Below are 25,881 nucleotides of genomic sequence, written 5' to 3'. Positions count from 1 at the left end.
CGCTAAATTTCCGTTTATAACCATAGCCTGAAACCTTGCAGAAATAATGTTAAAATCCCCAAACTGAAGAATTGTCGCTGTCGAACACACATCATGACCAAACTGACCTACCCTGTTTTATTTGCATCATTGGCGCTCGCCTACGGACACGCGTTGGCAGTAGATACTTCCGTTCCCAAAGCGGAAGACTACGAGGCCGTTCCCGAATCCGAAATGCCCAAGCAGCCCAAAGACGACCAAACAGGCAAACTCAAGCCCAAATTTCCCGTCAAAATCGACACCCAAGACAGCGAAGTCAAAGAAATGCTTGAAGAATACCTGCCGCTGATTACCCAGCAGCAGGACGAAGAGCTGGACAAAGAGCAGGTCGGCTTCCTCGCCGAAGAGGCTCCCGACAACGTCAAAACGATGCTCCGGACCAAAGGCTACTTCAACAGCAATGTCAATATTCAAGACCACGGCGAAAGCTACACCGTCAACGTCACCCCCGGCCCGCGCACCAAAGTCGACAACGTCAGCGTGGCCATCCTCGGCGACGTATTGAATGACGACAACTTGGCCGAGTACTACCAAAATGCGATGGAAAACTGGCAACAGCCCGTTGGCGAAAACTTCGACCAAGACGGCTGGAGTGCAAGTAAAACCTCCGTCCTCAGCGCGGTAACACGCAAAAAATACCCTTTGGCGAAACTCACTACCACCCAAGCCACCATCAATCCCAATACCCAAAAAGCCGATTTGAACGTCATCGTAGAGAGCAACCGCCCCATTTACTTCGGCGATTTCCAAATCACCGGCACACGCCGCTACCCTGAGAGCGTGGTTTCAGGCATGGCGCGCTTCCAACCTGGTTCGCCTTACGACTTAGACAAAATCCTCGACCTGCAACAGGCGCTCGAACAAAACGGCCACTATTCCGGCGCGTCCGTACAAGCCGACTTTGATCAACTGCAAGGCGACCGCGTTCCCGTCAAAATCAACGTGACCGAAGTCAAACGCCACAAACTGGAAACCGGTATCCGCTACGACTCCGAATACGGAATCGGCGGCCGCATCGCCTACGACTATTACAACCTCTTTAACAAGGGCTACATCGGCTCGGTCGTTTGGGACATGGACAAATACGAGACCACGCTGGCCGCCGGTATCAGCCAACCGCGCAACAACCGCGGCAACTACTGGACCAGCAACGTTTCCTACAACCGCTCGACCACGCAAAACCTTGAAAAACGCGCCCTGTCCAGCGGTATTTGGTATGTCCGCGACCGCAACAATATCGATGCCCGCTTCGGCCTCGAATTCATTACCGAAGACCGCAAAGTCCCCGACACCAGCTACGATTTGGGTCGAAGTCATGCCACTATGCTGACTGCCTCATGGAAACGGCAAAGCATCGAAACCGAGCTGCACCCTCAAAACGGCTACTACCTCGACGGCAAAATCGGTACAACTTTGGGCAAATTCCTCTCCTCCACTCAAATAGCACGCGCCACGGCACGCGCAGGCTATTTCTTCACACCTGAAAACAAAAAAATCGGTACGTTCATCGTACGCGGACAGGCAGGCTACGTTTATGCCCGCGAAGGTGAAGAAGTACCGTCCAGCCTGATGTTCCGCACCGGCGGCGCAACTTCCGTACGCGGTTACGAACTCGACAGCATCGGCTTGGCCGGCCCCAACGGCTCCGTCCTGCCGCAACGCGCCTTGGTGGTCGGCAGCCTCGAATATCAATTCCCGGTCACCAAAAGCTTCTCCGGCGCCATCTTCCACGATGTCGGCGATGCGGCAAGCAACTTCAAACACATGACCTTAAAACACGGTACCGGTTTGGGCGTGCGCTGGTTCAGCCCGGTTGCGCCGTTCTCCTTCGACATTGCCTACGGCCACCACGACAAAAAAATCCGCTGGCACATCAGCTTAGGCACAAGGTTTTAACAAACATACACCATCCATTCTTTCAGGCGGCCTCAGCCATTTCAGGCCGTCTGAACAACAGACAAACAGAAAAATATCATGACCGATACTGCAAACACTTCCACGCCGCCTGAACAACAGCCTGCCCCGTCAAAGCGCAAAAAACACCTGTTGCGCGGCTTTGTCCTGTCCGCCTTGGGCGTATTGACCGTTTCCACCGGCGCAATCAGCTGGCTGGTCGGTACGGAATCGGGTTTGCGTTTCGGTTTGTACAAAATCCCGTCATGGTTCGGCGTCAAAATCTCCTCGGACACACTGAAAGGCACGCTGATTGAAGGTTTTGAAGGCGACAAATGGTTGATTGAAACAGAAGGTGCGGATGTCAAAATCAGCAGCTTCCGCTTTGATTGGAAACCGTCCGAGCTGTTCCGTCCGTCCTTGCACATTACCGAAGTCGTGGCCGGCGACATCGCCATTGTGACCAAGCGCACGCCGCCCAAAGAAGAAGAGCCTTCGAAAGGCCTGCCCGACAGCATAGACCTGCCCGTTACCGCCTATCTCGACCGTTTGGAAACCGGCAAAATCAGCGTGGGCAACCGTTTTGACAAGCAGACCGTCTATCTCGACCATCTGCACGCAGCCTATCATTACGACAAAAAAGAACACCGCCTCCACATCAAAACTGCCGACACGCCCTGGAGCAGCTCGACAGGCGCGGTGGTGCTCGGTTTGAACAAACCCTACGTCCTCAATACCGCCATCTACACCAAAGGCCAGCTTGAGGGCGAAACCATACACGGCACGGTGCGCCTGTGGGGCAGCCTGCAAGACGTGTACACCGACCTGCTGCTCGACGGCGACAACGTTCATTTGTCTGCCAAATCCACCATCCACCCATTCGCCGACAGCCTCAACGAAACCGTCGGCGAAATCCTGGTTAAAGGTTCCAACATCAATCCGCAGGCCTTCCTGCCCACCCTGCCCAAAGCACGTCTGAATTTCGACGCCACCACTATTCCGTCCTTTACAGACGGCGTTGCGTTGGAAGGCTCGATTGACTTGGAAAACGACCAAGCCGGTTTTGCCGATGAAAACTATATCCCCGTCAAACGCATCCTCGGCGAATTCATTGTCGATGACAAAGGCACGGTCAAAATCGAAGACATCGGCGTCGGCCTGCTCAAAGACGGCAGCATCGACGTATCCGGCACTATCGACACCGCCCAAGACCAGCTCAAACTCGCACTGGGCATCAACAATACCGGCGCAGACGACTTTGTGCGTCAAAACATTGCAGGCCGTCTGAACGGCAGTATCGACGTCAAAGGCGAAACCTCCTCCCCCGTTGTCAACTGGAATCTCGACAGCGGATTTGCGCGTACAGACGGCATGCTGTTTTTCCAAACCGACAAACAGCTCGGCCAGCGCACGCTCAAGCTCGACAAAGTCCGCCTGGTTCCGCAAAACGGCGGCGAACTCAACGCTAAAGGCTCGCTCGAACTCTTCAAAGACCGCAAACTGCAATTGGACATCGTCAGCAAAGCCTTCAACCCTGCGCGTATCGATCCGCAGCTTCCGCAAGGCAGCGTCAACGGCAACATCAACTTAAACGGCATACTGGCGCAAGAAAAATTCGCCGGCAAAATGCAGTTTGCACCGAGTACGCTCAACGGCGTTCCGCTCAGCGGCAAAGCCGACGTCGCCTATGAAAACAAACATCTCTCGCGCGCCCTGACCGACCTGACCCTCGGCAGCAACATCGTCAAAACCAACGGCAGCTTCGGCAAAAAAGGCGACCGCCTCAACCTCAATATTACCGCCCCCGATTTGTCGCGTTTCGGCTTCGGCTTGGGCGGCCTGCTCAACGCGCGCGGCTATATCTCCGGCAGCTTTTCAGACGGCCTCAAAACCCTTGAAGCCGATTTGAACGGTGAAGCGCGCAACTTCAAAGTCGCCGATACCGTCAACATCCGCGCCCTCGACTTCAAGCTTAAAGGTTCGCCAGATACCAACCGTCCGTTGAGTGCCGATATTAAAGGCGAACACATCGCCGTCTCCGGCGGCGCGGCCATGATTGACAACGTCAACCTGCTCATCAGCGGCACAGGCTCGCACCACCACATCCGCGGCAACAGCAGCATGGCGGTGGACAACAAACGCTATAAGCTCGACCTCGACGCCACCGGCGGCCTCAACAAAGACCAAACCCAATGGAAAGGAACGGTCGACACGCTCGACATCAACGGCGCGTTCAACCTCAAACTGCAAAACCGCCTCAACCTCGAAGCCGGCAGCGAACGCGTTTCCCTCAGCAGCGCGCGCTGGGCGGCCATGGGCGGCAACCTCAACCTGCAAAATTTCGTTTGGGACAAAAAAGCCGGCATTACCAGTAAAGGCAGCGCACAAAATCTGCACATTACCGAATTACACAACTTCTACACTCCGCCTATCGAACACAACCTCGTCTTGGGCGGCGACTGGGATTTGGCGTACAGTCAAAACGCGCGCGGCTTTCTCAACATCAACCGTCAAAGCGGCGACATCATCCTGCCGAGCAAAGACCCGAAAAACAAACAGCCTTTGGGGCTTTCCGCACTCGCCCTGCGTACCCGTTTCCAAAACGGCCGCATCGACAGCACGCTGGAAGGCAACACCCGCTTCGGCAAAGTTGACGGCACGCTCGGCATCGCCCAGCAGTTCGGCAACAACATCAACAACGCCCCTGTCAGCGGCAAAGTCAATATCAGCGTTCCCGATTTAGGCTCGCTCAAATCCTTTATGCCGGCGACAGCCCAAGGCATTGCAGGCCGTCTGAACGCGACCGCCACCATCGGCGGCCGACTCGGTTCGCCCACCGTCAACAGCAACCTCGACCTCCAAACCAATTACGGCCGTGCCGACGGTACCGTCAACATCGGTCAGGGCACCAGCTTCGATACCGCCCCTCTGAGCGGCAAGCTCAACCTGAACGTTGCCAACCTCGAAGTCTTCCGCAACTTCCTGCCCGTCGGCCAGACCCTCAAAGGCCGTCTGAACGCCGCCGTCAACTTGGCAGGCCGTCTGAACGATCCGCAACTGAGCGGCCTGATTAACGGCGACAACCTCTATTACCGCCATCAAACCCAAGGCCTGATTCTCGACAACGGCGTATTGCGTTCACGCCTGCAAGGTCAAAAATGGGTGATCGACAGCCTCAAATTCCACCGTGGCGGCACGATTGAGCTCAAAGGTGCGGTCAACCTTGCCAACGCCAACCCTGATGTCGACGTGGACATCGTCTTCGACAAATACCGCACCCTCTCGCGTCCAAACCGCCGACTGCAGCTCTCCGGAACGGCCAAAGTCCTCTACAATCCGGAAAAAGGCGTATCGCTCAATGGCACGCTCAACACCGACTACGGCATGTTCGGTTCGCAAAAATCCTCCATGCCGACCCTCGACGATGACGTGGTCGTCCTAGGCGAAACCAAAAAAGAAGCAACGGCCACCACGCCCATCAACATGAACCTTACCCTGAACATCAACGACAATGTCCGTTTTGTCGGCTACGGCGCAGACGTTACCATCGGCGGCAAACTGGCCATCACGTCCCGTCCGGGCGAAGCCGTCCAAGGCGTCGGTACCGTGCGCGTTGTCAAAGGCCGCTACAAAGCCTACGGCCAAGACCTCGACATCACCAAAGGATCGGTTTCCTTTGTCGGCCCGCTGACCAATCCAAACCTCAACATCCGTGCCGAACGCCGTCTCTCCCCGGTCGGTGCAGGTGTCGAAGTCCTCGGCAGCCTCAGCAATCCGCGCGTGACCTTGGTTGCCAAAGAAGCCATGAGTGAAAAAGACAAACTCTCCTGGCTCATCCTCAACCGTGCCAGCAGCGGCAGCGACGGCGACAACGCCACGCTCTCCGCTGCCGCCAGCGCGCTGCTTGCCGGCCAAGTCAACGACCGCATCGGCCTCGTGGATGATTTGGGCTTTACCAGCAAACGCAGCCGCAACGCCCAAACCGGCGAGCTCAACCCTGCCGAACAAGTCTTGACCGTCGGCAAACAGCTCACCAACAACCTCTACGCAGGTTACGAATACGGCATCTCCAGCGCCGAACAATCCGTCAAACTCGTGTACCAACTGACCCGTGCCATCCAAGCCGTTGCCCGCATCGGCACGCGCTCCTCCGGCGGCGAGTTGAAATACACCATCCGCTTTGACAACTGGTTCGGCAAAGACGAACCCGAGCCGGAAGAACAACACTAAAAGCCGTGAAAAAGGCCGTCTGAAATTCATCTTTCAGACGGCCTTTTTCTTGTTCTACCGTATATTAGAATCTTAAGCTATGCCTCAAAAAACAAAGGTCAACGGCGCAAGTTTAAAAATAAATGCAGCTAAAAAAGTGAACGGCAAACCATGGCTTATTCAAGGTTAGCGATAAATCAAACAGATACAAAAAGGCCGTCTGAAACTGACAGGGGCAGGTTTCAGACGGCCTTTTTTTAATCATCGAAATATCTTGTGCATGGCGTTGCTGATTAATTCGAGCTGTTTCTTATATTCGCGGCAACGGGGGCAGAGCGACAGGTGGATGGCAAGGGCAATGCGGTTAAAAAGACTGAGATGCACTTGGTCTTGCTGTTTGGAAATCAGATCGGTTATTTTGCGGCATTTTTTCATGGCGTTTTCCTGTCAGGCATGGGAGAACCATTTGATTTGCAGACACTGGCGCAAGGTTTCACGAGCGCGGTGCATGATGGTGTGGTAGTTGGCATGGCTGATGCCGCATTGTTCGCGGATTTCATCGCTTGAAAAGCCGAGAATCTCTTTCATGGTAAACACGCGGGCGGTATTTTCCGGCAGATGGTAGAGGCAGGTCTGCAAAACTTGGTAGAACTCTTTATTGTTCAAACTGGCTTCGGGCGAGTCCCAACCCTGAGGTTGTCCTTCGTCTGTCCAATGCCCGTCGGCGGCAAAATGTCCTTCAAAGGCTTCATCCAAAGCTTCTTCGTCGCGCGTGACGAAAACTTGGCGTTGCCGCCCGATTTGGCGCAGGCAGTCGGTAATTTTGTTTTTTAAGATTGCAAACAGCCAGCTGCTCACTTGGGCGCCGCCTTTGAAACCCTCGGCCGCACGGTAGGCAGAAAGCATGGTTTCCTGTACGAGGTCTTCCGCCAAATCGGGGCGGTCGGGCAGCTGGATATGGGCAAAGCGCAGCAGCAGTTTACGGGATTCGGCAAGCTCGGCATCGGTCAGTTCGGGTAGGGCCATAATGTATCAGTATGAAATGAATGATAAACATACTTCTGATTTTACGCTGATATGGAAAGAGCATGCGATTGAATCTATAAACGATTTCAGTAGTATTTTTTGTTTTACCGAAACCGACTGCGCCCGTTTCAGACGGCTTTGATTTATGCTGCAACCAAAATGCCCTGTTCCAGCCATTCTGTCCATTTTTGCCTTAATGCGTCCTGCCAAGTGTTTTCAGACGGCATGAACTCTGCCAGCATGGTTTGCAGGCCATTTAGGGAAGTGGGCGTTTCTGCCAGTGTTTCCAGCAATAATGCGCCGAATCCATCAAGCGTTTGATACATCACGTCGTCTTCCTTATCGCGCCACACCAAAACGGCGGTTTCCGCCTCCTGTAATTCGTCCGTCACGTCATACTGATAACGGCGCACAAAGGCAGCGGGAGAAAGGGTGTAAGCCAAATCATCTGAATCGGCATGAGTTGTTTGGCTGTCGGTTTGAGCGGTTTCGGCGAGCAGCTGGGTGTGTTCAAAGTCCATCAATGCTAAGAGGTCGTCTGAAAGCGGCAGGCTTTGGCAATATCGGAGGAACTCGCCGGGGATTTCTTGAAAATAGGGCGTTTGAGCGCGCGCGTTGCGGACGAAACCTTCTTTCAGACGGCCCCATTCTTCGCTGTCAAAGTATTGCAGCGTTTCGGTATAGCAGCGGTCGATAAAGCTGTGGATATTGTTGCGTATCAGGCGGATATAGACGTTCAGGCGTTCTTGCGGCAGTCCGTCGGCGGCTTCGCCTTCGCGTATGGCTTGGGCAAAGCGGTGTTGGTATTGGGCGGAAGTTTCAGGCTGCACGGCGGTATTCCTTTCCGGCACGCATTTGATAGTCGGCGATTTTGGCGACTTCGGCTTCGAGTTCGGCAAAAGGCGGGAAATTGAAATCGCGTTCCAACAGGGTAGGCGGAATCGTCGGCAGTTTGGCATAGGCCAGTTCGAGCAAATCCCAAACGGTCGGCAATACTGCCGCGCCATGCGTATCAATCAATAATTCCGGCGTTTCCACATCATGTCCGGCAATGTGGATATAGCACACGCGCTCTGCATCCACATTTTCTAAAAAGGCTTCGGGCGACAACAGGCCGTGATTGACGGCGTTGACGTAAATATTGTTCACGTCCAAATGAATGCCGCAGTCGGCTTCACGGGCAACCGCGTTGAGGAACTCGACTTCGTTCATCTCGGCAAGCGGAGAATGCAGGTAGTAGGAGGTGTTTTCCACGGCAATACGGCAGCCCAACCGATCCTGCACTTCGCGGATACGGCGCGCGGTATGTTGTACCATTTCTTCAGTGAAAGGCAGCGGCAACAAATCGTAAAGATGACCGCCGTCGTGGCAGTAGCTCAAATGGTCGGAGAAAAACGTGCAATCGTAACGGCGCATCATTTCTTTGATTCCGTCTATCAAGGCGGTATCCAGCGGGGCTTGTCCGCCCAATGACATGGATAATCCGTGCAACGCCAGCGGCAGCCGTTCCGCCACGCGGTCAAACTGTTTGCGCGCCCTGCCGCCCATTTTCAGCCAGTTTTCGGGGGCGGCTTCGATAAAGCGTATTGGGCTGTCGTCTGAAAGCGAGAGGAAGTCTTCCGCCAAGTCGCGGCGGTAGCCCAAGCCTGCGTGTTGAATCATGGTGATGTCCTGTTATGGTGCCGTATGAACGACAAAGTCGCATTTTCGTTTATAAAATGCGACTTTGTTAAAGGTATGTTGCAGGATTATTTAGAACCGCATTTACCTTCGCCGCATTTGCCTTCTACTACTTTGGCAGCTTTGGCTTTAGATGCTTTGCCTTTTTTGGCGTGTGCTTTTTTCATGGCCGCGCCGCAAGAACCTTCACCGGCTTTGGCAGCCGCGCCGCAAGTACCTTCGGCAGCTTTAACAGTTTTCTCAACGGCCACGTCGCTGGCGGCTTTATCAGCGGCAACAACACCGGCAGCCAGAGACAGGGACAGTGCACCGGCCAGAGCAGCAGCTACATTTTTTTTCATTTCAACTTCCTTTTTAAAATATGGGTTTTAAAACAAATCAAGGGATAATATCGGGCATTTAAAGTCGGCCCGCGACCGTTAATCCTTAAAGAAAATGCTTGATGCGGCAACAGCGTTTCTTCAGCAGGGCATCCAAAGACAGACGGCCTGCGCCCTGCAATAGGACAGGAAATAAAACAACCAAATAAATCAGTGCCATTTTATAACCGTTGTCGCACACATTGTACCCTAAGCCGGCATGTACGGCAGACCATGCGACAGCCGTTACGACCATCAATCCCAACGCGGACAGCCGCGTTGCCAAGCCGACGATGAGTAGCGCAGGCAAAACCAGTTCCGCCCACATGGCCAAATTCCAGTTGACCGTATCCGACAATAAATTGAACGGAAAGGGAAATTGACTGTTTATTTCTGCAAACCAGTTTTCCCCGTTCCATTTTTCCAGGCCGGATTCAAGAAATTCATACGCGGCAAAAAGCCTGAGCGTCAACAAACCGAAAGCAGCCTGCCAAGAGGGGTTGGATGAGGTGTTCATTTATTTTCCTAATCGATGTGTGTCAAATGGGCTGGGACGAAAAATCAATCGGCACCATCCCATCTTTCATGCCTGTTTAGACGCGGCTGCTTTAAAAAACTGACAAAACAAATAAAGTTATTTTCTTATTCATTGTTTTATAAAGATTAAAAATTCAAAAGGCCGTCTGAAATACCATGCTTGATTGGGTTTCAGACGGCCTTTGATGATGAACGCGGTCAATCAATCCGCTTGTTTACACAATTCAACAATTTCCGCGCCGTATTTGTCGGTTTTCTCCTCATTCATGCCGTGGATTTCCGCCAACCCCGCCAAATCTTGCGGCCGTCGGGCGGCAATGGCGCGCAGGGTAACTTTGCTGCATATCTGATAAGCTTCGAGGCCTTCATGGCGGGCAGTATCGATATTCCACTGAAGCAGACGACGCATCAATCGGCGTTTGCGTTTGTCCTCTTCACTCAGGCCGTCTGAAAACGGGCGGCAGATGTTTAAAATGCCCTTGCCGTATTGCTCTATACGTTTTTCGCCGAGTTTATACACACCTAAAAGGTCGATGGGTTCGGCAGGCGTATTGGTCAGCAAATCGTCCATGCTTTCGTTGGAGAATACCGTACTCAGCGTTACTTGATCGGCACTTGCCTGCTGCTCGCGCCAAGTTTCCAAAGCCTGTTTTAAGGCCTGTTCGCGCTTGCCCAAGCTGTGGATAATTTGTGCACTGTCTGTGGAAACCGTACCGGCTTCGGCAGTTTCGCAAACGTCGAGTATCTCCAAACCGAATTTATTGATTTTCGCCTCGCCCAAGCCGTAGATTTGATGTAAATCCTCCAAACTTCGGGGCATTTTCTCGACAATATCGCGCAGGGTTTTGTCGCCGCAAACCACATAGGCCGGTACTTCCTCCGCCCGGGCGCGTTGTTGCCGCCATTGGCGCAATGCCTGCCACAAACGCTCTTCGCGTTCCGTACGCAACCAATCGTCTTTCGGCTTTTGAGTGGCCGTTTTTTCGCGGCGCAGGGGACGCAGCATGACTTCGGTTTCACCCTTGAGGACTTGTTTGGCCGCTTCGGTCAGCTGCAGGGCTTGGTGCTGCTCGACATTGACAGTGAGATAGCCCAGACTGATGCACTGGCGGATAACGCTGCGCCATTCTTTGTCAGTCTGTTCGCTGCCGATACCGAATGTGGATAACTTGTCATGGTCGTTGCGCAGTATCCAATCATCGCTTTTACCGCGCAAAAGGTTGGTGATGTAACCGGCGGCAAAACGTTGTCCGGCGCGGTACACACAGCTGAGTAATTTTTGCACCAACACCGTGCCGTCAAACCGCACGGGCGGATGTAGGCAGTTGTCGCAATGGCCGCAGGGTTCGGATTCTTCGCCGAAATGTTTGAGCAGCAGTACGCGGCGGCAGGCGGCGGTTTCGCAGACGGAAAGCATGGCATCAAGTTTTTGCATTTCGATTTGCTTTTGCACCTCGTCGCTGTTGCCTTCGGCAATACGTTCGCGCAGCAACACCCAATCGTTCAAGCCGTAACATAGCCAGCTCACGGCAGGCAGCCCGTCCCGGCCGGCACGTCCCGATTCCTGATAGAAATGTTCGACACTCTGGGGCATATCGAGATGGGCGACAAAGCGCACGTCGGGTTTGTCTATACCCATGCCGAACGCCACGGTCGCCACCACAATAATATTGTCTTCATGCGTAAAGCGGCGTTGGTTTTCCTCGCGCACATCCATGCTCAAACCGGCATGATACGGAATCGCCTCCAAGCCGTTTTCACACAAAAACTGCGCCACATCCTCGACTTTTTTGCGGCTTAAACAATACACAATGCCGCTTTGCCCATGCATCTGCTTGCGGATGAAATCCAGCAATTGTTTCTTGCCATTATTTTTTTCGATAACCTGATAATAAATATTCGGGCGGTCAAAGCTGGAGATAAATTCGGGCGCATTGTCCAAGTGCAGATAATGCTTGATGTCGGCGCGCGTGGCCGCATCGGCGGTAGCGGTCAGGGCGATACGCGGGATGTTCGGATAGCGTTCTGCAAGCATGCCGAGCTGTTGATATTCGGGGCGGAAATCGTGTCCCCATTGGCTGACGCAATGCGCCTCATCAATGGCAAACAGGCTGACGGTTTGTTGGTCGAGAAAACGCAAAAAGCGATCGGTAACCAAGCGTTCCGGAGCGACATAAAGCAGTTTCAGACGGCCTTGGGCAAGCTTGTCGGCAATATCGCGCGCCTCATCTGCCGACGTACTGCTGTTGACTGCCGCCGCTTCAATCCCGGCCACATGCAGGCTGGCTACTTGGTCGTTCATCAGCGCAATCAGCGGCGATACGACAACCGCCACGCCTTCGCGCATCAGCGCCGGAATCTGGTAACACAAAGACTTGCCCCCGCCCGTCGGCATCAGCACCATCAAACTCTCGCCACCGGCCAAAGCATTAACGATAGCCTCCTGCTTGCCACGAAATTCGGGATAACCGAATACTTCGTGCAAAATCTGTTTGGCGGTCGGCTGAGGCATAATGGTTCCGTAGAATAGGGGAAAGCGTTATTTTAACGGTTTTACACCCGCGTATGTGCGGAACATTTTGCCGCCGCTTTTTCAGACGGCCTTTCAAAGATAAAATCTTTAAGCTTTTTTGACGAACTCAGATTTCAAGTTCATCGCGCTGCCATCGATTTTGCAACCGATATTATGGTCGCCCTCTTGTAGGCGGATACCTTTGACTTTGGTGCCTTGCTTGATGACCATAGAGCTGCCTTTGACTTTCAGATCTTTAATCAAGACAACCGTATCGCCATCTTGCAAGACCGCGCCGTTGGCATCTTTGACTTCCAAGGCATCATCGCCGGCAGCCGCAGCATCGGCCTCGTTCCACTCATGGGCGCACTCAGGGCAAACGTATTGAGCGCCGTCTTCGTAAGTGTATTCGGAGTGGCATTTGGGGCAGGGAGGTAGGGACATGAGGTTTCCTTATAAATATGATAAAAGAAGCGTAAAACGCAAATAATACAATGTCTAAATTATTGAGTCGCCTTGCTGCCGCCTGCGCCGTAGACGGCATTCCAAGCCGCGTCCAACATCTGGCCGGCTTGTTGCAGCTTGGCATTTTGCTGCTCTTTCTGAGCCAAGGCCGTCTGAATTTCGCCTTTCAAACGGTCAATATCGGATTGCGCTGCCTGCAAACGGCGCTGCGCGCTTTCCAAATCACTTTGCAGGGAAATGATTTTGCTGTCGTTGCTGTTTTGCTCATTCAAAGCGGCACGGTAAACCGATTGGACGGACAGCAAACGGTCTTCCGCCTCACCGGCATACGCAGCGGCGGCGGATAACATCATCAGGGCAAGTAAGGTTTTTTTCATGGGTTTTCCTTTAAAGTTGTTTGATTTGTAAAGTAAAGCGCAGAGCCGATTTTTCAGCCGCCAAGTTTACATAAATATGCTTGTTGGTCTTTGTTCTTGATGGCTTATTTTATCCAATCCGGACATTCAGGCTGCCGATAAAAGTTAATTCAATCGGCAGTTGTGACAGGCAGGCGGCTATTATTTTCTCATATTCTCCGCCTTATTCCATTATTTTCTGGTTTTATTAGAAAAGGCCGTCTGAAAAATTTTCAGACGGCCTTCCCTTCAATTACGTTTTAAGAACGACTCATCCCCTGTGCTTGTGACTGAGCATACTGTCTTTGTTGTTCTTCATACTCAAAACGCTGCGTCGCTTCCTGAACCTTTGCAAGGCTTTCTTCTATCGGAATATAGGCTGCTGTCTGCATATCCATAGATACTCGATTCAATACGGGATTACGCTCACCAATCAGATACTGTCCGTCTTTTACATTAAACAGCGTGACATCTGTCATTTTTTTGGAATAACCCAACGCAGTAAGAGCCATTGCGGAGTTTTGCAGTTTTGCTTCCTCAATCGGTATCCCAGTTTTCTCATGGTATTCGGTTAGATGTCCTTTTACTGCATTGAAAAGATTTTGGGTTTCAGGAGCAAGGGATTGTAGTTTGGATACAAAAAAGGACTGTGAATATTGTAGTAGCTGTTCTTTCTCATTTTTAAATGATAATTTCATTTCCTCAGTAAAAACGCGATTATCATCCAAATTATTTATTGTCTCTCCTCTTTTTACTGCATCATAGATCCATTTTTCCAATGGATCTTTAGTTTCTCCTTTGATTATTGCTTGTTCCCATTTGAAATATTCCTTTTGTCCAACGGCGTTATTCCATTTATCCATGTTAACTTCTTTTCGCCAATCTTCCATACTCATGTTAGCAGGCTTATTAGAAATATCTTCATGATCATCAAGTATTGCTTTAGCTTGATCACGTCCTATTACCTTGGATAATTCATGAAATTGATCCTGAGATACAGAGTAAGCAATACCAGAATTAGATATTAATATATTTTCAGCTACTTGTTGAATATTTTGAGTCATAACTGCACTTAAAAGAGCATGTCTATATGCATCATAGCTATTATTATGTGGGTCTATATCATCTTCCCCTGCAAAGCCACCATATTCATTAGCCTTTTTTACTGCATGCGACACAAAAGTACCAGCTACATACTCCTTAACAGTACTAGGACTAAAATAGTAATCACTCATTTTCACACTTCCCTAAATTAAAGTTAGAAAAATTTGAATTATTTGATATTTCTGCCTGTAAACAAATATTTTCATTTACAGGATAACAAACTTCGGGTTGTCTGTTCATAGGCCACGATTCAATGTAATAAACCTTCTCAAATTTTCCATTTTTTTTACCCCAAAATATTGTTTTATCTTCGGCCATTTTGTAAAAAAATAAATCTTGTCCTAATTTATTCTCAAAATCAGTTTCCAATACATAAGGTTTTTGAATACAAACTTCATCATACCCATTAAAAATCTCGATTAAAGGGATACTATTTTTTCCTTGAATTAATGGAAATAAGTTATTATTCCTATTAAAAAATCTAAAAAATAGACAAATAAACACTATTATTATAAATATGAGTATTAGAATAACTTTAAAAGAAATATTTTTCATAATCATACCATTATAAAAACATAATGATTATACGCCTGAAGACTAAATCTTGACAACCCAAAAGGCCGTCTGAAAAATTTTCAGACGGCCTTTTATCATTCATGCCTTACGAACGGATCCGTTTCAACACTTCTTCTTTGCCGATTAATGCCAATACGGCATCGACGCTTGGGGTTTTCGCCGTACCGCAGACAGCAAGGCGCAGGGGCATACCGAGTTTGCCCATTTTGATGCCTTCTTCGTCGCAGAAAGGTTTGAAGAGGTCGTGGATGGCTTCGGCGTTCCAGTCTTCCAGCCCTTCGAGGCGTTCGGCAAAGCGCAGCATACGGGCGGCGGCTTCGTCGTCCCAGTGCTTCTGCACGTCTGCTTCGGCCGGCGTTTGTTTGACGTAGAAGTAGAGGCACTCGTCGGCAAGCGTGTTCAGGTCTTGGGCGCGGTCTTTGACCAATGCCAACACGTCTTCCAAAGCAGGCTTGCTTGTTTCGTGGATATCGCGCAGGGCAAGACGCGGTTTCACCATTTCGGCCAGTTTTTCGTTGGCGGTGATTTTGATGTGTTCGCCGTTGATCCAGTAGAGTTTCTTCAAATCCATGCGGCTTGGGGATGGGGAAACGTCTTTCAAATCAAACCATTCGATGAATTGTTCCATCGTGAAGAACTCGTCGTCGCCGTGCGCCCAGCCCAAGCGTGCCAGATAGTTGAGCATGGCTTCGGGCAGGATACCCATTGCGCCGAAATCGGTGATGGCAACGGTATCGCCGCTGCGTTTGGAGATTTTTTTGCCTTGTTCGTTAAGAATCATCGGCAGGTGGCCGTATTCAGGCAGGGTAGCGCCGATGGCCTTTAATATGTTGATTTGTTTCGGGGTGTTGTTCACATGGTCGTCACCGCGGATAACGTGGGTAACGCCCATGTCGTAGTCGTCCACGACAACGCAGAAGTTGTAGGTCGGCGTGCCGTCGGCGCGGGCGATAATCAGGTCGTCGAGTGCTTCGTTGGGGATGGAGATTTCGCCTTTGACCAAGTCCGTCCATTTCGTAACGCCGTCCAAAGGCGTTTTGAAGCGGACGACGGGTTGAACGTCGGCAGGGATTTCGGGCAGGGTTTTGCCTTCTTCCGGACGCCAACGGCGGTCGTAAGTCGCCGTGCCTTCTTTTTCGGCTTTCTCGCGCATGGCTTCCAGCTCTTCTTTGCTGCAATAGCAGTAGTAGGCATGGCCTTTTTCTAAAAGTTCGGCGATGACTTCTTTGTAGCGGTCGAAACGGCGGGTTTGGTAAACGACGTTGTCGACGTTGTCGTAGCTCAGGCCGACCCATTTCATGCCGTCGAGGATGATGTTGACGGATTCGGCAGTAGAGCGCGCCAAGTCGGTGTCTTCGATACGCAATAGGAACTCGCCTTTATGATGGCGGGCAAACGCCCATGAAAACAAGGCGGTGCGTACGCCGCCGATGTGCAGGTATCCGGTGGGGCTGGGGGCGAAACGGGTTTTGACGGTCATGATGGCTCCAAAGTCTTTGAAAACAGGTATTTTACTTTTTCGGCGTGGTTTAAACAATGTAAGGCCGTCTGAAAATAATGTCGGCGCAGAAGGACCGTCTGGGAACTTTTCTCCTGAAAACAAATCAAATATAATGATAATTATTTTTTTTTAAAGGATCCGCTCATGAACAAACGCACTTTATTTGCCGCCCTCGCCCTCCTGCCCCTTTTTGCCCAAGCCGAAATCAAAACTATCAAAGACGTATTGGGACGCGAAGTCAAAGTCGATGTCCCTGTCAAACGCGCGGTTTTGGCGTTTTACTATCCCGACTATATCGCGGTAACGGGTGCGGACAAATTTAAAAACGTCATCGGTATTTCGCGTGAGTTTTGGGAGAAATTCAATCCCGGCAGCTGGGCGATGTTCAAACAGAAGCTGCCTACGCTGCAAAACATTGCGGACATCGGCAACATCAGCACCGGCACGTTTTCACTGGAGAAAACGCTCGCGCTCAAGCCGGACGTATTGATTCTGGCCGACTGGCAGTATAAGGCCATCGCCACCCATCTGCCGCGCATTAAAGCGGCAGGCATACCCGTCGTCGTGGTCGATTTCAACGCCGAAACCGTCGCGCGGCACACGCGCAGTGCGGAAATTTTCGGCGAACTCAACGGTACGCAGGCGCGCGCCCAAAAAATTGCCGCCGAATACGCCCGAGGCATTGCCGATATCCAAAAACGCGTCGCGCGCGCCAAGCAGTCCAAACCGAAAATCTATATCGAGTTCGGCGACAAAGGCCCGTCCGAATACAGCTACACCTTCGGCAAAGATATGTGGGGCGCGATTGCCGACACAGCAGGCGGCAACAATATCGCCGCGCCTTACGTTAAAAACTGGGGACCGATAAACCCTGAAAAATTCCTGACGGCCAAACCCGACGTCATCGTCATTTCGGGGACGGAAAACGGCCATAAAGACAAGCCTGGCATTATGGCGATGGGCATAGGCATCAGCCAGGCCGATGCGCAACGCCGCCTGGCCGGATTTGTCAAACGCAAAGGCTGGGCAGACATTCCTGCCGTCAAAAACAAACGCGTTTACGGCATCTACCACACCGCCTCCCGCTCGCTCACCGATTTGGCCAGCGCGCAATTTATCGCCAAAACCCTGTATCCGCAGCAGTTTGCCGACATAGACCCAAACAAGACCTATCTGGACTTCTACCGCAAATACCTGCCCGTCGTGCCGGACGGTACGTTTTACATCCGATTGAAATAGCGGCTGCAAAAATCATAGGCTCAGGCCGTCTGAAGATTCAGACGGCCTGAACATGTTATGCCGATAAATATTTAATGAGTATAATTACTGTTCTTTCAACAAAATTACTGGGTACGTATGAACGGACAAAACCAAATCGACCGGCCTCAGGCTCCGGTCGTCAGCATCAGCGAATGGTTGGTTGGTAACCAGCTTGATTATGATGATTCCGCTGGTCAATCTGATCATGATGTTTGTGTGGGCATTCAGCTCAAACACCAATCCGAATAAAGCCAATTATTTCAAGGCTGCCTTGATTCTGTTTGCCATCGTAATGGCAATTTATCTGGTGCTGGCCGTAGTCTTTTGGGGTAGTATAGCTGCAAATCAATATCAATAAGTAAGAATACATTTAGGCCGTCTGAAACCTAAAAGGCTTCAGACGGCCTTTTACATGGATTACCGAAAGCTCAACCACCTATCCAATTCCAAACCGCATCGCTCCATTTGCCGATACGGTAGAGAAACAAAGAATAGCTCTCCTGCATCAGGAACTTGGCTTTCTTACTGCGCTCATCAAAGCGCGTGGTCGGTGTGGCGGAGAACTGCGCGTCCGACAAGCCCAAATCGGCGGCCATTTCTTCGGCGCGCGCCAAATGATACGGGTCGCTGACAACGATAATGCTACCGACTCCGTTGGCGTGCATGATGGGGACGATATTGCGCAGGTTTTCGTAAGTGTTGCGCGACGTGTTTTCAAACAGGATATTGTGCGCCGGTATGCCCTGCTTGAGCGCGTATCGGCGCCCCACTTCGGCTTCAGTCATGAATCCTTTTTTGGGCGTACCGCCGGTGAAAATGATTTTGCCGACCCGATGGCTTTGGTAGAGCGTGATGGCGTGGTTGATACGCTCACGGAACACCGGCGACGGGCGTTTGTCCCACGCCGCCGCTCCCAACACCACCGCCGCATCGGCATGAGCGTCCTTCGGCAAGGTTTGCAAACCTGTCCGGTAAATCTGCCATGTGCCACTCAAAAAAATACCGCACACCAACAAAACGCTCAAAGCAAGGCCGCGAAATAGGTAGTATCGCAAGCCATTGCGGCTTTTAAGCAGGGAAATCATCTTCAGACGGCCTTATCCAACCCCGTCAGCCGAGTAGGGCGGCAATGTTTTCCAACGGACGGCCGATGGCTGCGCGCGTAGGCGTTACCAAAACGGGACGCTCAAGCAGGGCAGGGTGTTCGGCGATTGCCTGAAGCAGGGCGGCATTGTCCAAATCGGGATTGTCCAAACCCAATTCTTTGTACAAATCGTCTTTCGTGCGCATCATGCCGCGCACCGACTCGATGCCGAGTTTGGCAAACATATCCTGCAAAGTCGCCAAATCGGGCGCGGTATCCAGATATTTGACCACGTCGGCGGCAACGCCTTTTTCTTCGAGCAAAGCCAGCGCGGCACGCGATTTGCTGCAACGCGGGTTGTGATAAAGTGTGAATTCAGACGGCATGAAAATCTCCGTATTATTGCAAAATCATTCAATGATGGCGGTTATTATCGTCTGCAACTGATTTTTACTCAAACTTTTTACCTGATATCTTGATACGAATCGGTAGGCATGCCCACCAAACCGTTTTACAATAAACACAATTTCGATTGGCAACCTCAAGGATACAACCATGAAAGCCTTAACCGCCCTTCTACTGTCCGCCACCGTTTTTACCGCTGCACCGGCCTTTGCCGCCGACGAAACGGCAGGTTGGCAGGACAACAAACCGCAAAGCCTGGAATCGCTCAAAGCCCCCGTGCGCGTGGTCAACCTTTGGGCAACCTGGTGCGGCCCCTGCCGTAAAGAAATGCCCGCCATGTCGGCATGGTACAAAGCGCAGAAAAAAGGCAGCGTCGATATGGTCGGCATCGCGCTGGATACGACCGACAACATCGGCAAATTCCTGAAACAAACGCCAGTCAGCTACCCGATTTGGCGTTATACCGGTGCCAACAGCCGCAACTTCATGAAAGCCCACGGCAACAACGTCGGCGTATTGCCCTTCACAGTCGTCGAAGCGCCGAAATGCGGCTACAAACAAACCATCACCGGCGAAGTCAACGAAAAAAGCCTGACCGCCGCCGTAAATTTGGCCAAAACCAAATGTAAATAAAACAGCGGATAGGGTGCTTAACCTACGCTGATACCGAGGTCGTCTGAAACCCAATCGTTCAGACGGCCTTTATTTCAAACCATGTTGTTTTGTGTTGCAAACCGGCAGTGTATCCACAGGCAGAACCGGGGTTTCACTATCAAAAAGCAGCCGAAATATTTATAATCTGTGAATATCCCCATTTTTTCAGACGGCATGTTGCCCTATCGATGACGCCGGCCGTCTGAAGCCCTATTTTCAGGAAAACCCATGATCCGTTTCGAACAAGTTTCCAAAACCTATCCCGGCGGTTTCGAAGCCCTGAAAAATGTCAGTTTCCAGATTAACAAAGGTGAGATGATTTTTATCGCCGGCCATTCGGGCTCGGGCAAATCCACCATTTTGAAGCTGATTTCAGGCATTACCAAGCCTACCAAAGGCAAGGTTTGGTTCAACAATCAAGACCTCGGTACCTTGAGCGACAATCAGATCGGCTTTATGCGCCAACATATCGGCATTGTCTTCCAAGACCACAAAATCCTCTACGACCGCAATGTCTTGCAAAACGTTATCCTGCCTTTACGGATCAGCGGCTACCAGCCGCGCAAAGCGGAAGAGCGCGCGCGTATTGCGATTGAGAAAGTCGGCTTGAAAGGCCGTGAAAACGATATGCCCATCACTTTGTCCGGCGGCGAACAACAGCGTTTGTGCATCGCGCGTGCAGTGGTTCACCAACCCAGCCTGCTGATTGCCGACGAGCCGTCCGCCAGCCTCGACCGCGCCTATGCGCTGGATATTATGGAATTGTTCAAAACCTTCCATGAAGCAGGCACGACTGTGATTGTTGCGGCGCACGATGAAACGCTGATGGCGGATTACGGCCACCGCGTCTTGCGCCTGCAGAAAGGACGCCTCGCATGAGTATGATTCATTACATCTCGTTACACGTCGAATCGGCACGCGCCGCGCTCAAAGAGCTTTTGCGCCAACCCATCGGCACGCTGCTGACCCTGCTCATGCTTGCCGTTGCCATGACCTTGCCGCTGTTTATGTATTTGGGCATCCAAAGCGGTCAAAGCGTATTGGGCAAACTCAACGAGTCGCCGCAGATTACGGTTTATATGGACACCGATGCGGCAGATTCTGATGCCGATACGGTGAAAAACCTGCTCCAACGCGACAGCCGTATCGATAAAGTCCGCTTTATCAGCAAGCAGGAAGGTTTGGAAGAATTGCAGACCAATCTCGACCAAAACCTCGTTTCCATGCTCGATGGCAACCCGTTGCCCGATGTCTTTATCGTTACGCCCGACCCTGCCACTTCTCCGGATCAGATGCAGGCCATCTATAAAGACATTACCAAACTGCCGCGCGTCGAATCGGCAACCATGGATACGGAATGGGTACAAACCCTTTATCGTATTAACGAATTTATCCGCAAGATTTTGTGGTTCCTCTCGCTGACTTTGGGCATGGCCTTTGTCTTGGTGGCACACAACACCATCCGCCTGCAAATCCTCAGCCGTAAGGAAGAGTTGGAAATCACCAAGCTGTTGGGTGCGCCCGCTTCCTTCATCCGCCGCCCTTTCCTTTATCAGGCAATGTGGCAGAGTATTTTCTCCGCCGCCGTCAGCCTGGGCTTGTCAGCTTGGCTGCTGGCCGAAGTACGGCCGCTGGTGGACGCGATTTTCAAACCCTACGGTCTGAACATCGGCTGGCGTTTCTTCACATTTAGCGAAGTGTCGCTGGTATTCGGCTTCGTCATCGCGCTGGGCGTATTCGGTGCATGGCTGGCCACCACGCAACACCTTTTGGGCTTCAAAGCCAAAAAATAAGCCTTGGCAAACAGGCCGTCTGAACCATTCAGACGGCCTGAAATCTTATCCTTTCGCAACTTAAACAAACCTTGTGAAAATTTAATACTGCCAAATCTAACAGCAAGGGCATAATCCCTTATAATTGATGGTTTATTATCCATCTCATTTCATTTGTGCGGCATAAACCGTGCAGACAAATAACGAAAGACATCCTGTGGACAAACTCAAAATCTCTGCCAACGGCCCCCTCAACGGCGAAATCATCGTATCCGGCGCAAAAAATGCTGCCCTGCCGCTGATGTGTGCCGGTCTGCTGACTTCCGGCACTTTACGCTTGAAAAACGTACCCATGCTCGCCGACGTCAAAACCACCCAAAAACTGCTGCAAGGCATGGGCGCACGCGTTTTGACCGACAACATCTCCGAATTTGAAATCAACGGCGGCACCGTCAACAACACCTGCGCACCTTACGAGCTGGTAAAAACCATGCGCGCATCCATCTTGGTTTTGGGCCCGACCCTCGCCCGCTTCGGCGAAGCCCAAGTCAGCCTGCCCGGCGGCTGCGCCATCGGTTCACGCCCGGTTGACCAACACCTCAAAGGCCTCGAAACCATGGGTGCGGAAATCACCATCGAACACGGTTACGTCAAAGCCAAAGGCCGTCTGAAAGGCACGCGCGTCACCATGGATGTCGTAACCGTAGGCGGTACCGAAAACCTGCTGATGGCGGCCACGCTCGCCGAAGGCACCACCATCCTCGAAAACTGCGCCATCGAGCCCGAAGTCGTCGATTTGGCCGAATGCCTCGTCAAAATGGGCGCAAAAATCAGCGGCATCGGTACAGCAACCATGACCATCGAAGGCGTAAAAGAGCTGCACGGCTGCGAACACAGCGTCGTTCCCGACCGTATCGAAGCCGGTACCTTCCTCTGCGCCGTCGCCATGACCGGTGGCAAAGTTGTCCTGCGTAATGCCGCACCGAAAACCATGGAGGTCGTATTGGACAAACTGACCGAAGCCGGCGCCATCATCGAAGCAGGCGACAACTGGATTTCCATCGACATGCAACAACGCCCCAAAGCCGTGGATATCCGCACCGTCGTCCACCCAGGCTTCCCAACCGACATGCAGGCGCAGTTTATGGCCATGAACGCCATTGCCGAAGGCAGCAGCCGCGTGGTGGAAACCATTTTTGAAAACCGCTTCATGCACGTTCCCGAACTCAACCGCATGGGCGCAGACATCACCACCGAAGGCAACACCGCCTACATCAAAGGCGTAGAAAAACTCTCCGGTGCCGTCGTGATGGCAACCGACCTGCGCGCCTCCGCCAGCCTCGTCATGGCAGGTTTGGTCGCAGATGGCGAAACCATCGTCGAACGCATCTACCACCTTGACCGCGGCTATGAATACATCGAGAAAAAACTCGGCGGCGTAGGCGCAAAAATCGAACGCGTACGCGGTTAATCCCATACGCAGCCGATAAATAAAAGGCCGTCTGAAAACAAAATCTAGCAAACTCGCTATGCTTGTTTTCAGACGGCCTATCTAATTGTGAAATAAAAAGCAGGTAACAAGATAAGGAATAGGATTTTCCGATTCGTAAACTGCTCAAAAACCTACCTTCCAATCTTTTCAAAATTCATCTGGTTTATATAAACAACATCATTAAAGCAATAGAAAAGCCGATAATTATTCACTACTAATCTTCCACATAATCAATATACATTATGAACGATTCATCACTCACGACAAAGAAATGGCTAACCCGTTATGGCCATAAACTATGTTTCTTTATTGCCATTTTCATTTGGATTTATTCCTTATTTCAAAATGTATTTACTTTTGGAAAAGAAGGACAATATGAGGGATTTTTTGTTCTAATTATTGGAACAATATTTGGACCTGGTTTAGGCCACATTGGATATTTTGCTGTTTATGCAAATTATATTTGGTTCATTTTAATATTTATATCTCTTATCCGACCGCAAGCAAAGAAATTTATATTTACTTTGCATGGATTATTATGGGTTGTGGCGCTACTTACATTTACCTTAACCGAAGTAATTGTGGATGAAGCGGGAGGACATGCAAAACCAACTTACGGATTAGGATTGTATTTATGGTTTACAGCATTTTTATTGACAACCATCGCAGAATTTCTAAAACGGCGTATTTATCAAAATTTGAAAGAAAATACAAAAGAATAAAGTAACAACAAATATTCCTGTATACTTTGAATCAAGATTCAAAGTCTTATTGTAGAAGGAACCCTTATGAAACCTTTTATCTTGCTATTCGGTCTCTGTGCCGCTTTATCATTAACTGCCTGCAAGAAGGAGAAAAACATGTACGAGGAATACGGATTTAAAGAATCGGACTTCCCTACCTATAAACTGCCAAAAGGAGATGCTCCTCCAAAGGATGTCAAAATTAACCCAAACCGTAAAGAACATTATCAAGCAGTGGTTAAAATCAAAGATGCGCCTCTAGCTTTCCAGATTGTGACGGGAGATGAACTTTACCAATCGGAAAACTGCAAATATGTAACCAATCGTTGGGTAGGTGCGACAACGTGGCCTCAATACCGAAAAAAACTGGAGATGACTAAAATTGATAATAATACATATGCTACAGACTTTTATTCGGATACTCCTTTAGATGAAGATTACTATGGGGAAGGCGTATGTAAATGGCAGTTTTTAAGTGCTGCCATAGTAATGGAACCGACAGGAAAAGATAAGCGAGAAACAGCTTTGATCGTCCGTATTGATTCAGAAGATTTAAAAAAACTGACTGCGCAAAATCCTGAATTAATCGTTAAGCATGAATATCAGAAAAGTAATTTTCCAATAGCAAAAGATTTGAATTTTGAAGATGGTTGGTCTGATGATGGTAGCTCTATAAAGAGTGGATTAATTGTCGCTCCAGAAGATAAATTTTCAGTTGAATTGACATTGAGAAAGGTTGAAAAATGAGAGCATTGAATAGTCAGGATTTTGCCCTGCTGTCTGATCACATTTATGGGAAGAAAGATGAAAACGGCGAAAAAAAACTGGTTTTTGATAACGAAAAAAATAAAGAAATAACTTTAAACGGTATTAAATATGCTGTTGAAAGAATCAGTGACAATCCAAAAAATGGTTATTTTGGTGCCATTTACCGCCGCTTAGACACCAACGAGTTAGTAGTCGTCCACAGAGGCACGGAGTTTGAAACACGCCAAGACCGAGAAGCCGATATGCGCATGGTCAAAGATCATACTAACCCGCAATATAACGATGCAAAATTATTGACACAAGAAGCCGAAAAATTAAAAAACGGAAAATATAAGAATGCCTCAATCTATCAAACCGGTCATTCACTAGGAGGAGCACTTGCCCAGCTATGTGGTAATCGTTATAGCCACCGTACCGAAACTTTCAATGCCTTTGGTGCAGCAGGCTTGAAAGAAGCTCTCCCAATCAATCCTTTGGCAGACAGATTAATCATCAATCACCGCATGGGTGGAGACTATGTCTCATCTGCAAGCAATCATTTAGGCAGAAGTATTTTGTATACTACAAAAAACGAAGTAGATAATCTGCGTAAAGACGGCTTTAGCACACAAGATCCGTCAGATGACAAATTTTTGGCCAACGCAGGTTTCAGAATGCCTTCAAGTTGGGGTAATTGGGGCAGTGCATCAGATTTATATACTTCTCATGCTGTTAGCAATTTTACGCACGAACATGGTTTGTCTGTTTTATCCCCAAAATCCCCTGCTCATAAACTAGCTGAAAATAATATGGCAATGATTGGGCGGTTTAACAATTATGTAAAAGAAGAAATTCGCAAATCCCCTGATAAATTTGAAAAATATATCAATCTTGCAGACCGTTTTATTGCAGAAAACCAACCGCAGTATTCAAATCCATATGAACAACAGGATCGTCCTCAATACGCCTTTTTAGATCCGCAAATAAATGCTAGCAAACTACAAAACTTTTCCCCTGAAAATCAAAAGTTCTTCAATACTGCAATGGTGCACCTAACGACGTATCATAAGACAAACAATCTGCCTATTGATGAGGGAAAACTACAAAATTCCGCGATGGCACTTACCGCCTTGGCTCTGTCAAAAAATATCACTGATCTTACTTTATTTAGTGTAAAAAACGACCAGTATCTAATCGGGAACAGAAATCCTACATTAAATCTTGCTTCTATGGATATAGGACTATCTGCATCTATTCCCGTGGAAAAGAGCTTTAATCAAATCCAGCAAACGGCACAACTCTCTGAATATGAAGAGCAACAAAAACAATTAGTGCAATCTCAATCACGTGGAATGAGCATTGGGTAACAATCTTTCTGCTAAGTCTCAAAAGGCCGTCTGAAACACCGGCAATCGGGTTTCAGACGGC

Annotated in this window: 25 protein-coding genes; 11 read left to right on the top strand and 14 right to left on the bottom strand. The window is 50.1% G+C overall.

The annotated features are described in order from the left end of the window. Window positions 1-93 precede the first annotated feature (93 nt). Together O3661_RS00505 and O3661_RS00500 are read left to right on the top strand one after the other, a co-directional pair. A complete protein-coding gene (locus tag O3661_RS00505) occupies window positions 94-1,935 on the top strand; it encodes an autotransporter assembly complex family protein (RefSeq protein WP_371491922.1) in 1,842 nt (613 codons plus the stop codon). A 78-nt stretch (window positions 1,936-2,013) separates the two neighbouring features. Then, entirely contained in the window at window positions 2,014-6,162 is a 4,149-nt protein-coding gene (locus tag O3661_RS00500) for a translocation/assembly module TamB domain-containing protein (RefSeq protein WP_371491921.1), read from the top strand. 240 nt (window positions 6,163-6,402) lie between these two features. Here the strand turns inward: O3661_RS00500 and O3661_RS00495 are convergent, their stop codons facing one another. From O3661_RS00495 to gltX, 12 genes are all read right to left on the bottom strand, one after another. After that, on the bottom strand, window positions 6,403-6,576 hold the full coding sequence (locus O3661_RS00495) for a zf-HC2 domain-containing protein (protein WP_371491920.1): 174 nt from the start codon (window positions 6,574-6,576) through the stop codon (window positions 6,403-6,405). Window positions 6,577-6,588: 12 nt separating this feature from the next. Continuing rightward, entirely contained in the window at window positions 6,589-7,167 is a 579-nt protein-coding gene (locus O3661_RS00490; RefSeq protein WP_107857761.1) for a sigma-70 family RNA polymerase sigma factor, read from the bottom strand. A 143-nt stretch (window positions 7,168-7,310) separates the two neighbouring features. Beyond that, window positions 7,311-7,997 (bottom strand): DUF2063 domain-containing protein, encoded by a 687-nt coding sequence (locus tag O3661_RS00485; RefSeq protein ID WP_371491919.1) that lies wholly within the window; start codon window positions 7,995-7,997, stop codon window positions 7,311-7,313. Beyond that, window positions 7,987-8,829: a DUF692 domain-containing protein gene (locus O3661_RS00480; RefSeq protein ID WP_371491917.1), complete on the bottom strand. Its 843-nt coding sequence runs from the start codon at window positions 8,827-8,829 to the stop codon at window positions 7,987-7,989. Before O3661_RS00480 ends, O3661_RS00485 begins: the two co-directional genes overlap by 11 nt. Before the next feature lie 86 nt (window positions 8,830-8,915). After that, the gene (locus tag O3661_RS00475; RefSeq protein WP_049333024.1) at window positions 8,916-9,188 is read right to left on the bottom strand and encodes a hypothetical protein; all 273 of its coding nucleotides are present in this window, start codon (window positions 9,186-9,188) and stop codon (window positions 8,916-8,918) included. An 85-nt stretch (window positions 9,189-9,273) separates the two neighbouring features. Then, window positions 9,274-9,723 carry a DoxX family protein gene (locus tag O3661_RS00470; protein ID WP_070712394.1) on the bottom strand — a complete coding sequence of 150 codons (450 nt, stop codon included), beginning with the start codon at window positions 9,721-9,723 and terminating at the stop codon, window positions 9,274-9,276. A 222-nt stretch (window positions 9,724-9,945) separates the two neighbouring features. Then, window positions 9,946-12,255, bottom strand: a complete 2,310-nt coding sequence (recQ, locus tag O3661_RS00465; protein ID WP_371491915.1) for a DNA helicase RecQ — start codon at window positions 12,253-12,255, stop codon at window positions 9,946-9,948. 108 nt (window positions 12,256-12,363) lie between these two features. Next, window positions 12,364-12,699, bottom strand: a complete 336-nt coding sequence (locus O3661_RS00460) for a zinc ribbon domain-containing protein YjdM (protein ID WP_049323689.1) — start codon at window positions 12,697-12,699, stop codon at window positions 12,364-12,366. Window positions 12,700-12,758: 59 nt separating this feature from the next. Then, window positions 12,759-13,097: a hypothetical protein gene (locus O3661_RS00455; RefSeq protein WP_308881978.1), complete on the bottom strand. Its 339-nt coding sequence runs from the start codon at window positions 13,095-13,097 to the stop codon at window positions 12,759-12,761. Between the two features lie 278 nt (window positions 13,098-13,375). Continuing rightward, window positions 13,376-14,350 (bottom strand): hypothetical protein, encoded by a 975-nt coding sequence (locus O3661_RS00450; protein WP_371491914.1) that lies wholly within the window; start codon window positions 14,348-14,350, stop codon window positions 13,376-13,378. Further along, the gene (locus O3661_RS00445) at window positions 14,343-14,774 is read right to left on the bottom strand and encodes a hypothetical protein (RefSeq protein WP_234394602.1); all 432 of its coding nucleotides are present in this window, start codon (window positions 14,772-14,774) and stop codon (window positions 14,343-14,345) included. The genes O3661_RS00450 and O3661_RS00445 overlap by 8 nt, the downstream gene beginning before the upstream one ends. A 106-nt stretch (window positions 14,775-14,880) precedes the next feature. Next, window positions 14,881-16,275: a glutamate--tRNA ligase gene (gltX, locus tag O3661_RS00440; RefSeq protein WP_371491913.1), complete on the bottom strand. Its 1,395-nt coding sequence runs from the start codon at window positions 16,273-16,275 to the stop codon at window positions 14,881-14,883. A 165-nt stretch (window positions 16,276-16,440) separates the two neighbouring features. On the opposite strand from gltX, the gene O3661_RS00435 reads away from it, so the two are divergent. Beyond that, window positions 16,441-17,535: an ABC transporter substrate-binding protein gene (locus tag O3661_RS00435; RefSeq protein WP_128581090.1), complete on the top strand. Its 1,095-nt coding sequence runs from the start codon at window positions 16,441-16,443 to the stop codon at window positions 17,533-17,535. 117 nt (window positions 17,536-17,652) lie between these two features. Beyond that, window positions 17,653-17,805 (top strand): hypothetical protein, encoded by a 153-nt coding sequence (locus O3661_RS00430; RefSeq protein WP_234394603.1) that lies wholly within the window; start codon window positions 17,653-17,655, stop codon window positions 17,803-17,805. A gap of 179 nt (window positions 17,806-17,984) precedes the next feature. On the opposite strand, the gene O3661_RS00425 is transcribed toward O3661_RS00430, so the two are convergent. Both O3661_RS00425 and arsC read right to left on the bottom strand, forming a co-directional pair. Further along, on the bottom strand, window positions 17,985-18,641 hold the full coding sequence (locus O3661_RS00425) for a YdcF family protein (RefSeq protein ID WP_070584448.1): 657 nt from the start codon (window positions 18,639-18,641) through the stop codon (window positions 17,985-17,987). A gap of 25 nt (window positions 18,642-18,666) precedes the next feature. Further along, window positions 18,667-19,026 carry an arsenate reductase (glutaredoxin) gene (gene arsC, locus O3661_RS00420; protein WP_004519164.1) on the bottom strand — a complete coding sequence of 120 codons (360 nt, stop codon included), beginning with the start codon at window positions 19,024-19,026 and terminating at the stop codon, window positions 18,667-18,669. Between the two features lie 169 nt (window positions 19,027-19,195). On the opposite strand from arsC, the gene O3661_RS00415 reads away from it, so the two are divergent. From O3661_RS00415 to O3661_RS00385, 7 genes are all read left to right on the top strand, one after another. Next, window positions 19,196-19,678 carry a TlpA disulfide reductase family protein gene (locus O3661_RS00415; RefSeq protein WP_049349226.1) on the top strand — a complete coding sequence of 161 codons (483 nt, stop codon included), beginning with the start codon at window positions 19,196-19,198 and terminating at the stop codon, window positions 19,676-19,678. A gap of 249 nt (window positions 19,679-19,927) precedes the next feature. Further along, window positions 19,928-20,578, top strand: coding sequence for a cell division ATP-binding protein FtsE (gene ftsE / locus O3661_RS00410; protein ID WP_003681151.1), 651 nt, complete (start codon window positions 19,928-19,930; stop codon window positions 20,576-20,578). Next, window positions 20,575-21,492, top strand: a complete 918-nt coding sequence (gene ftsX, locus O3661_RS00405; RefSeq protein ID WP_371491910.1) for a permease-like cell division protein FtsX — start codon at window positions 20,575-20,577, stop codon at window positions 21,490-21,492. The genes ftsE and ftsX overlap by 4 nt, the downstream gene beginning before the upstream one ends. A 196-nt stretch (window positions 21,493-21,688) precedes the next feature. Further along, window positions 21,689-22,942, top strand: coding sequence for a UDP-N-acetylglucosamine 1-carboxyvinyltransferase (murA, locus tag O3661_RS00400; RefSeq protein WP_049333045.1), 1,254 nt, complete (start codon window positions 21,689-21,691; stop codon window positions 22,940-22,942). A gap of 263 nt (window positions 22,943-23,205) precedes the next feature. Next, the gene (locus O3661_RS00395; RefSeq protein WP_371491908.1) at window positions 23,206-23,685 is read left to right on the top strand and encodes a protein-(glutamine-N5) methyltransferase; all 480 of its coding nucleotides are present in this window, start codon (window positions 23,206-23,208) and stop codon (window positions 23,683-23,685) included. A gap of 66 nt (window positions 23,686-23,751) precedes the next feature. Next, a complete protein-coding gene (locus O3661_RS00390; RefSeq protein WP_371491906.1) occupies window positions 23,752-24,453 on the top strand; it encodes a hypothetical protein in 702 nt (233 codons plus the stop codon). Beyond that, window positions 24,450-25,820, top strand: a complete 1,371-nt coding sequence (locus O3661_RS00385; protein WP_371491905.1) for a hypothetical protein — start codon at window positions 24,450-24,452, stop codon at window positions 25,818-25,820. The genes O3661_RS00390 and O3661_RS00385 overlap by 4 nt, the downstream gene beginning before the upstream one ends. The last annotated feature ends 61 nt before the right edge of the window (window positions 25,821-25,881 follow it).

Source organism: Neisseria sp. 20925_1_37, assembly GCF_041433255.1.
GTDB lineage: Bacteria > Pseudomonadota > Gammaproteobacteria > Burkholderiales > Neisseriaceae > Neisseria > Neisseria flavescens_D.
The sequence above is the reverse complement of the archived record's forward strand: the minus strand, read 5'-3'. Positions and strand labels throughout refer to the sequence as shown.

Excerpts from the sequence above, each read along its gene's own strand:
- O3661_RS00505 (WP_371491922.1), top strand. The coding sequence starts at position 94 with ATGACCAAACTGACCTACCCTGTTTTATTTGCATCATTGGCGCTCGCC.
- O3661_RS00500 (WP_371491921.1), top strand. The coding sequence starts at position 2,014 with ATGACCGATACTGCAAACACTTCCACGCCGCCTGAACAACAGCCTGCC.
- O3661_RS00495 (WP_371491920.1), bottom strand. The coding sequence starts at position 6,576 with ATGAAAAAATGCCGCAAAATAACCGATCTGATTTCCAAACAGCAAGAC.
- O3661_RS00490 (WP_107857761.1), bottom strand. The coding sequence starts at position 7,167 with ATGGCCCTACCCGAACTGACCGATGCCGAGCTTGCCGAATCCCGTAAA.
- O3661_RS00480 (WP_371491917.1), bottom strand. The coding sequence starts at position 8,829 with ATGATTCAACACGCAGGCTTGGGCTACCGCCGCGACTTGGCGGAAGAC.
- O3661_RS00475 (WP_049333024.1), bottom strand. The coding sequence starts at position 9,188 with ATGAAAAAAAATGTAGCTGCTGCTCTGGCCGGTGCACTGTCCCTGTCT.
- O3661_RS00470 (WP_070712394.1), bottom strand. The coding sequence starts at position 9,723 with ATGAACACCTCATCCAACCCCTCTTGGCAGGCTGCTTTCGGTTTGTTG.
- recQ (WP_371491915.1), bottom strand. The coding sequence starts at position 12,255 with ATGCCTCAGCCGACCGCCAAACAGATTTTGCACGAAGTATTCGGTTAT.
- O3661_RS00460 (WP_049323689.1), bottom strand. The coding sequence starts at position 12,699 with ATGTCCCTACCTCCCTGCCCCAAATGCCACTCCGAATACACTTACGAA.
- O3661_RS00455 (WP_308881978.1), bottom strand. The coding sequence starts at position 13,097 with ATGAAAAAAACCTTACTTGCCCTGATGATGTTATCCGCCGCCGCTGCG.
- O3661_RS00450 (WP_371491914.1), bottom strand. The coding sequence starts at position 14,350 with ATGAGTGATTACTATTTTAGTCCTAGTACTGTTAAGGAGTATGTAGCT.
- O3661_RS00445 (WP_234394602.1), bottom strand. The coding sequence starts at position 14,774 with ATGAAAAATATTTCTTTTAAAGTTATTCTAATACTCATATTTATAATA.
- gltX (WP_371491913.1), bottom strand. The coding sequence starts at position 16,275 with ATGACCGTCAAAACCCGTTTCGCCCCCAGCCCCACCGGATACCTGCAC.
- O3661_RS00435 (WP_128581090.1), top strand. The coding sequence starts at position 16,441 with ATGAACAAACGCACTTTATTTGCCGCCCTCGCCCTCCTGCCCCTTTTT.
- O3661_RS00430 (WP_234394603.1), top strand. The coding sequence starts at position 17,653 with ATGAACGGACAAAACCAAATCGACCGGCCTCAGGCTCCGGTCGTCAGC.
- O3661_RS00425 (WP_070584448.1), bottom strand. The coding sequence starts at position 18,641 with ATGATTTCCCTGCTTAAAAGCCGCAATGGCTTGCGATACTACCTATTT.
- arsC (WP_004519164.1), bottom strand. The coding sequence starts at position 19,026 with ATGCCGTCTGAATTCACACTTTATCACAACCCGCGTTGCAGCAAATCG.
- O3661_RS00415 (WP_049349226.1), top strand. The coding sequence starts at position 19,196 with ATGAAAGCCTTAACCGCCCTTCTACTGTCCGCCACCGTTTTTACCGCT.
- ftsE (WP_003681151.1), top strand. The coding sequence starts at position 19,928 with ATGATCCGTTTCGAACAAGTTTCCAAAACCTATCCCGGCGGTTTCGAA.
- ftsX (WP_371491910.1), top strand. The coding sequence starts at position 20,575 with ATGAGTATGATTCATTACATCTCGTTACACGTCGAATCGGCACGCGCC.
- O3661_RS00395 (WP_371491908.1), top strand. The coding sequence starts at position 23,206 with ATGAACGATTCATCACTCACGACAAAGAAATGGCTAACCCGTTATGGC.
- O3661_RS00390 (WP_371491906.1), top strand. The coding sequence starts at position 23,752 with ATGAAACCTTTTATCTTGCTATTCGGTCTCTGTGCCGCTTTATCATTA.
- O3661_RS00385 (WP_371491905.1), top strand. The coding sequence starts at position 24,450 with ATGAGAGCATTGAATAGTCAGGATTTTGCCCTGCTGTCTGATCACATT.